This window comes from Microvirga yunnanensis, from assembly GCF_025460875.1.
The window spans coordinates 22,173-28,675 of sequence record NZ_JAMXFI010000102.1 but is presented as its reverse complement, the minus strand read 5'-3'; the positions used below and the strand labels follow the sequence as shown (position 1 = coordinate 28,675).

5 protein-coding genes are annotated in these 6,503 nt (G+C 64.7%); 2 read left to right on the top strand and 3 right to left on the bottom strand.

Annotated features, from left to right (window positions below; all coding sequences use genetic code 11):
* Positions 1–745 precede the first annotated feature (745 nt).
* The 3 genes from NF876_RS32760 to NF876_RS32750 all read right to left on the bottom strand — a co-directional run bounded on the left by NF876_RS32760 (position 746) and on the right by NF876_RS32750 (position 4,053).
* Positions 746–2,425, bottom strand: a complete 1,680-nt coding sequence (locus NF876_RS32760; RefSeq protein WP_262272331.1) for a sensor histidine kinase — start codon at positions 2,423–2,425, stop codon at positions 746–748.
* Positions 2,426–2,626: 201 nt separating this feature from the next.
* Entirely contained in the window at positions 2,627–2,881 is a 255-nt protein-coding gene (locus tag NF876_RS32755; protein WP_262272326.1) for a hypothetical protein, read from the bottom strand.
* 200 nt (positions 2,882–3,081) lie between these two features.
* Positions 3,082–4,053 (bottom strand): Bug family tripartite tricarboxylate transporter substrate binding protein, encoded by a 972-nt coding sequence (locus NF876_RS32750; protein WP_262272325.1) that lies wholly within the window; start codon positions 4,051–4,053, stop codon positions 3,082–3,084.
* A gap of 309 nt (positions 4,054–4,362) precedes the next feature.
* Between NF876_RS32750 and NF876_RS32745 the strand changes: the two genes are divergently transcribed.
* A complete protein-coding gene (locus NF876_RS32745) occupies positions 4,363–5,040 on the top strand; it encodes a response regulator transcription factor (protein ID WP_262272324.1) in 678 nt (225 codons plus the stop codon).
* Positions 5,027–6,409, top strand: a complete 1,383-nt coding sequence (locus NF876_RS32740) for a sensor histidine kinase (RefSeq protein ID WP_262272323.1) — start codon at positions 5,027–5,029, stop codon at positions 6,407–6,409. Before NF876_RS32745 ends, NF876_RS32740 begins: the two co-directional genes overlap by 14 nt.
* Positions 6,410–6,503: the final 94 nt, after the last annotated feature.

The following is a 6,503-nucleotide window of genomic DNA, read 5'->3' as shown; positions in this document are numbered from 1 at the left end:
AATCCCCATAACATCCGCAGCGTCAGCACGGTGCTCCGCGGTTTCCTCCTTTGAGGCTTGTCGAACGCCTGCCGCTCGTGCCGCGGTTCCGTTCCGCCGCGGCAGGCATCCAACAAGCCTTAACAAAAGTGAGCCAAGAGCCGATCTACGGGAAGTCCGCTTCCCACAGGAGAAGAGACATTCGCCCTTAAGACAGGTGAAACGCCCTTTGAGTCGAACTTTACTGTTAAACGGATCCTCAAGAGTCAGTCTTCTCTGAAAGTAGCGTCAGACTTTTAGCGTCGCGCCCTCAGGAGAATGGGCTGAATCTGAGTCAAACATTTCGTTTTCCGAACATCCTGTTGGACCGTTAAGCAAGTCGGGCGACGCAGAAAAGCAAACTGCGTCGCCCGACTTGGTTTGATCCCTGAATCTCAATCAGCCCTCACCAGCGCACCGTGCGAAAAAGTGGACCCGGATTTTCGCCCTCAATGGTGCGCCGCTCAAAGGCTTGAGCATCGGATCCAATCTCGAAAGTGCATTCCACTTTCGGGTCCGATGCTCCTTTCCTTAAGCGGCGCATCGTTCGGGGCGGACCCGGAGGGCCGCACGATGCGCTAGAGCCTCGGACCCAAAAGTGGACACCACTTTTGGGCTTCATCCGAGGCTTCCTCTCTTGATTGGCGCATCGGATGAGGCGGACCCGGCGGGCCACGCTAGTGACCCGAAGGGCCGCTGACGCGGCCCGCTGGGTCCGTCCGATGCGCTAGGCCGCCAAGGCTTCGACGGTGCAGATGACGCCGGTGGAGACGAAGGCGATCTCGACCTTGCCGTCGAGGTCCTGGGCCAGGGCACGCTCGAGCAGCCGCGAGCCGAACCCGCGGCGCGACGGTGGATGGACGAGTGGTCCCCCACGTTCCTCCCAGCGGATCGAGATCCTGTCGCCGCCTCCTGACCGCCTTTCGGAAGCCCATGTGATCGAGACCGACCCGGCCTCGTTCGACAAGGCACCGTACTTCACCGCGTTGGTGGCCAATTCCTGGAACGCCATGGCGAGCGCCAGCGCCGTCTGGGCCGAGACACGGACATCCGGTCCCTCCCCATGCACGCGATCCTCCGCCGGGTTGCTGAACGGTTCGACCGCCTGGGCAATGACCGTGCCGAGATCCGCGCCCTCCCAGTTCTCACGGGTCAGCAGGTCGTGGGCACGGGCGAGAGCCGCCAGCCGACTGTCGAAGACATGCCGGACCTGCTCCGGGACGCCGGCCGTGCGCAGGGTCTGGGACGCAATGAACTGTACGGTGGCCAGCGTGTTCTTCACGCGATGGTTCAACTCGTGGAGCAGCAGTCGCTGATGCTCTTCGGCCCGGTCGCGCTCCGCCTGCCGGGCGGCGACCTCGTCCATCAGTCCATCGACGGCGGCCCCGACCGACTCGATCTCACCGGCATCGGCGGCCATGCCGCTGCGAGCCTCCCGGTCGCCTGCGCGCCAGGCTTGGATCGTTCTCACCAGCCGGACCACCGGCTTCGTGACGAAGCGGCGCCCGAACAACCAGGCTGCGCCAAGAGCGGCCACGGCCCCGGCGATGGTGAGGGCGATGCCGCGTCGGGCCGATTGATCGATGGCCCGGAATGCCTCGTCGACCGAGAGGCCAGCACTGATGTAGAGTCCGGTCGGCGTCGCCGCAGGCGGAATGTAGCCGATGACCCGCCGGGTGCCGTCCTGGCTCAGCACCTCCTCGGTGCCGGGGGCGGACGCCTGCACCAGCCTCTGGAACGGCTCGGGAATGTGCGTGCCGATGAACCGTTCGGGCAACGGCTCGCGGGCGATGATGACGCCATTGCGGTCGGCGATGGTGAGCGCACTGCCGCGGGCGAAGTCCCGCTGCCGCAGCCGCGCGCCGAGCCAGTCCAGGTCGAGGCCCGCCGCGACGACGCCCAATGTCTTGCCGTCTCCGTTCCGGACCGGTAGGGCGAGCGGCAGCCCCCGGCGACCCGAGATGCGGCTGAGCGTGTACTCGCCGACGACGAAACCGCCCGTGGCGAGCGCCTGCTTGAAGTAGGGCCGGTCGTCGAGCGGCCGGCTCTGGCCTATGCCTTCGGTTCGGCACCTGACGGTGCCTTGGAGATCGATGACGGTGATTGTGGTCAGGTGCGGGGACTCCGCCTGTACGTCGTCCAGGTAGGCTCGGCACAGCGCGGGATCGAAGGAGCGTACCGCCGGGGCACGGGCAACCGCCAGCAGCAGCCCATGGATGCCCTCGATGACGCCCTGCATTTCGAGCGCGGCAAGCTGACCGAAGCGCAGGGCGAGCGCCTGCACCTCGGCCTCGCGGCTGCGGCGCAGAGAGACTTCGTTGTAGAGCAGGATGGCCAGCGCGGGCAGGAGGGCCAGCGCCGTTAGGATGAAGAGCCGCGCGCGCAGGGACAACCTCGGCCACGCCATCGCCACCGTCGGTCCTCCTCGAAGATCCCGTGCCTGTTATGCATTCGGGTGCCTGCCCCTTGCGGGTGCCTGCCCCTTGATCATAGCGCAGCTTGTCGACGGGTCGATGACTTATGTTAAGGCCCGAACGATGTCCTTCGCCCCGGTATGGCCGCGACGCGATCAGGCAGAGTGCCGTCTCATGGGTGAGAGCTGTCCGCTTCAGGCGCTCGCACCTCCAGCCTGTCTCCGCCTGCCCGCCGATTCAATCGGGATCGTCATGGTACAGCACACACCTTCCGGCTCGAACCGCGCCGCGAGCTCGCCCCCGAGCTCGTGCGTGATGGCCTGCCGCAACAGGCGCGAGCCGAAACCCGGGCTCGGCTGGGCTGGCAGGGAGGGGCCTCCCAGCTCGCACCCGTCGATGATCAGGAGCCCGTCCCCCTGCTCTCCCGAGACCTGCCAATCAACCTGCACATGACCGGTATCCAACGAAAGGGCCCCATACCGTCGGCGTCGGTCGTGAGCCCATGGAACCCCATGCCGAGGACGACGGCCCGTGAGGGCCGCCACACCCCGAGCCGGCATCCTTCGGGGATCGGAAACCATCGATCCGGCCGGCTGTCGAAAACGGCCTGCCTTAGCCAATGCAGATGAGTTAGCTGTGGACCCGATTCCTAACCGAGACCGAGCTCCTTGAGGATTGCCGTGATACGGGCCTGCTCTTCCTTGATGAAGGCGCCGAAGGGTGCGGAGGGCATGTAAAGATCAACCCATTCCCGTTCCTGAAGCAGCTTCTTCCAGGACGGGCTCTGCACCAGCTTGGCAACGGCTGCTTCAAGCGCTTGCTTGTCCTCGGCACTGACATGGGGGGAAGCCATCAGACCGCGCCAGTTGACCAGCGTCGCGTCAACGCCCTGCTCCCGGAAGGTCGGGATGTCGATGCCGGGCAGACGTTCCGGCGACGAGATGCCGATCGGCCTGAGCTTGCCGGCCTTGAACTGACCAGCGACCTCGTTGAGGCCACCGGTTGCAACGGTGATCTTGCCGTTCATCACCAGCGGCAGCATCTCGCCACCGGTCCCGACCGGAATATAGTTCATCTTCTTGACGTCACCACCGGAGGCCTTCACGACCAGGCCGCACAGGACGTGGTCGGGAGAGCCATGCGCGAAGCCGCCCCAGGTGACCGAGCCCGGGTCCTGCTTGAACTTGTTGACCAGGTCCGTGACGCTCTTGATGGGCGATTCAGCAGCAACGAACAGTGGCTGATACTCGCCCTGAAGGCGGGCGATAGGAGTTACCTGCTCCAAGGTGACCGGGGACTTGTTGATCACCGGTGCGCCCACGAGACCGAAGCCCGCGACCATCAGCGATGGGTCCCGCTCCTTGGAGTTGATGACCTGGGCCAGACCGATCGTGCCGCCAGCGCCCGGCACGTTCTGGACTTGGACGCTCGTGGCGAGCTTTTCGCTCATCAGGACTTCCTGTACCGCGCGGGCGAGCTGATCGTATCCTCCTCCCGGGCCCGCGGGAGCGACGATCTTGACGCTCGTGAGCTGCTGCGCCCATGCCGGCAAGGCAGGCAGAAGGCTGGCCGAGGCGGCGGCCAAGAGGGCTTTGTTGAAACTGCGACGATCCAAGGACATTTCCTGTCTCCCCTATGAACTCTCTCCGCCATGGAGGAGCTAAAATCGTGTTGCGTTGCAGGTGCATGCTGTTGGGAACGGCTCGAACCGCGCGGCTTTCGGACCCGGGTAACGGATCTGGTGCGCACGGGCAGGTGCCGCGACGCCCGTCCGAGCATCGGTCGGGTCGCATGCGAGTGCCGGGAGGAGGCGCATCCTCATCGTTTCGTCCCGTTACAATATTGTTCTTACGTTCGGTGTGGCCCGAGCTTCTTGGGTACCGTAGGGTCGGAACCTGTCATTCACCTGTCATCCGAGGTGACGGAAGGCATGCGCATCTTTCTGGTTGAGGATACCCGCGACGTCGGGGAGGCGATTGTCGAGCACTTCGCCCGGATCGGTCACGTGGTGGATTGGGAAACCGACGGGGAAGCAGCCGCAGTCACGCTCGACGATACAATATACGATCTGATCATCCTGGACGTGATGCTGCCGGGCCAGAGCGGATTCTCGATCCTGCACCGCCTTCGAGCGACGGGAAGTACGACCCCGGTCCTGATGCTCACTGCCCGGTCCGAGGTCGAGGACCGCGTCAGCGCTCTCGACATCGGTGCCGACGACTACCTGGTGAAGCCTTTCGACTTTCGTGAACTGGAAGCCAGGGCCCGAGCGCTGCTGCGCCGCCGGCATGGCGAAGCCACGGACCTGCTGGAATGCGGTGACATCTGCATCGACAGGTCGGCCCGCGCCGTGCGGGTCGGCCAGCGCGAGGTGCATCTGACCCGCCGTGAGGTGACCCTGCTCGAGATCCTGGCCTCCCGCCCCGGCCGGGTCTTCAGCAAGGAGGATCTGCTGGACCAGGTCTTCGGCTTCGACGAGGAAGCCCCGTCCTTCAATGCCGTCGAGCTGTACATCGGCCGCCTGCGCAAGAAGCTCCATGGCGCACGCGCCGAGATCGTGACGGTCCGGGGCTTCGGCTATCAGATGGTTCCTCATGGCCCGTCGTGAACCGTCCCTGTTCACCCGCCTGATCGTCCTCATCTCGCTGGTGTTGATGGCGGGGGCCGCCGCCCTGACAACGGCAGCCTGGTACTACGCCCGTGCGGCCGCAAACGACGCCTATGACCGTTTGTTGGTGGGGGCCGCCTACCAGATGGCGGAAGCACTCACCGTACAGGGCGGAACGCTGACCGTCGAACTGCCGGTATCGGCCTTCGAGTTGCTGGCGAATTCGGAGCGTGACCGGATTTTCTACAAGATCGTCGATCCTGGCGGCGGTACGTTGACCGGCTACCCCGATCTTGCGACGCCGGAGAGCGATGCCCCCGCGATGGCCGTTCCCGAAGCCCAGGACGGACGGTTCAAGGGGGTTGATGTCCGCGTGACGAAGGTCGGCCGCTTCTTCTCCGACCCTTCCGTTCAGGGACGGGTTGATGTGGTCGTGGCCCAGACCACAGAGGCGCGAACGGCTCTGGCCCGGGAGCTGACCTTGCGTGCGGTCGCGCTCATCATCGTCATGAGCGTCCTGGCCCTCGGCGGTGCGGTCTTTGCGATCCGGTACGCTCTCAGACCCATCGGGCGCGTGGGAGCAGCGCTTCGGGACCGGGATCCCCATGACGTAACGCTGATCACCGTCAGCACGCCCCGTGAGCTGCGCCCATTCGTGTCCGCCACGAACGAATTCATCACGCGGCTGAAGGACCGGATGGATCTCATGCAGCAGTTCATCGCCGACGCCGCGCACCAGATCCGCACTCCCCTGACGGCCCTGAAGGCGCAGCTTCAGCTTCTGTCGCGTCAGCCGATGGAGCCTCAGGGATTGCAACACCTCGCACGTGTGCAGGAGCGTGTCGACCAGTTGTCCCGGCTTGCAGGCCAGTTGCTCAGCCATGCCATGGTCAACCATCGTGCGGGAGCCGTACCGTTGGAGACGGTCGACGTGGTCGAGGTCGTCCGGCGTGCCATCCGGGAGGCAGTGCCGGAAACGCTCGACCGCGACGTCCTGACCTCCCTGGAATTGCCTCCGGTTCCGGTGACGATTGAAGGAGATGCCATCAGTCTCAAGGAAGCCGTGAAGAACGTGGTTGACAATTCGGTTCGCCACGGCGCCCCGACGCAGCTCACGCTTCGCGTGCGCCAGGAATCCCAGACCGTGAACATCGAGGTGGAGGATGATGGCCCCGGCATCCCACCGGAGCTGTGGCCGCAGGTGACAAAGAGGTTCGGCGCGCCTTCGCCGGGGGGATCCGGGCTCGGGCTGTCGATTGCCGCGGACGTGCTGGCTGCACATGGCGGATGCCTGACGTTCCGCCATGCCGACAGGAACGGCTTTACCGTCATCATGAGCCTGCCGAGCAGGACTGGACCCAAGTCATGAACCGCCAGAAGAGATGGCCGCGTCGACCTATCCTATTGATCCTTTGTCTGTTCTGGACGGTGGTCCAACCTCTGGCCGGCCTTGCTCAAGGTAT